Here is a 921-nt window from a genome sequence, read left to right as displayed (position 1 = left end):
CGCACCGCCGGACCGGGCAGCGGCTTCCTGCCGGGCACCCGGTTCGCCCGCGAGATCTCGCACCACGCCGCACCGGATGTAGAACTGGAGCTGGGTGACACCCTTCGGGGGCTGCCAGGGATGCACGCCCGCGTTGAAGACCTTGTATCCGTGAGCGGGAGCCGAAGAGGCCGTCGGCGCCAGGTACCCGCCCAGCAGGCACGCCCCCGCCATCGCGCCGACCCACAGCCTGCGATGCGCCATGCAATGGTCCTTTCCGCCCGGCCCGGAGCCGGGCAGCCTATGACTCGTGTGCGTCCCGGGGCCGCCCCGGTGGCACGGCCCGGGAACAAGGGGGACGGTCAGGAATCGCTGGGCTCGTCCGCGCCGTTGAGGCCGCTGTTGAACTGCCGCGTGGAGCAGGTGGCCGTGTCCACGAAGGTCCCGAAGAGCTTGTTGAGCTGCTGCGGGCCGTCGTTGAACGCATTGCCGTTCGTGTGGGCGGGCAGCGTGTCGGAACACGTGATCGTGTCCGCAGCGGCGGTCCCGGCCCCGGCCAGGCCCATGGCACCGGCCAGCAGCGCTCCGCCCGCAACGAGTGCCGCCGCGCTCTTGAGCTTCCTCATGTCTTCGTTTCCTTCCGCTCGGGTCACCGTCCCGGTACGCACCGGCCCGGCCGACCCGACAACCGGACCCGACACAGGCCCGTCACGGCCGACCATCCGAAAGGCGGGTGATCATTTTTTGGCTGACCGTCACCATTTCCCCGAGGCACTACGGGCATTGACCTCACGCACGCGCGCCCGGAGCACCTCGGAGTCGGCGGCGTGCGGCGACTTGACCGAGCAGGTACAAGCGGAGAGCGGGCCGGTGGGGCGCAGATCGATCCCGTGGGCGGTGGCCCACACGTAGACACCGCAGTGGGGGCGCAGGGGTTGGGGG

At 70.6% G+C, this 921-nt stretch carries 3 protein-coding genes; all 3 read right to left on the bottom strand.

Annotation, left to right across the window (positions count from 1 at the left end):
• The coding region (locus tag ACSNOG_RS32820; RefSeq protein WP_436756346.1) for a hypothetical protein at window positions 1-243 on the bottom strand (243 nt) is incomplete at its 3' end.
• 98 nt (window positions 244-341) lie between these two features.
• The gene (locus ACSNOG_RS32815) at window positions 342-605 is read right to left on the bottom strand and encodes a hypothetical protein (RefSeq protein ID WP_436756345.1); all 264 of its coding nucleotides are present in this window, start codon (window positions 603-605) and stop codon (window positions 342-344) included.
• A 129-nt stretch (window positions 606-734) separates the two neighbouring features.
• Window positions 735-921, bottom strand: a 187-nt coding sequence (locus ACSNOG_RS32810; RefSeq protein WP_436756344.1) for a hypothetical protein, incomplete at its 5' end; no start/stop codon positions are given.

Origin of the sequence: Streptomyces sp. URMC 124, assembly GCF_051386455.1 — a bacterium.
Lineage (GTDB): Bacteria > Actinomycetota > Actinomycetes > Streptomycetales > Streptomycetaceae > Streptomyces.
This window is presented reverse-complemented; position numbering and strand designations above follow the sequence as displayed.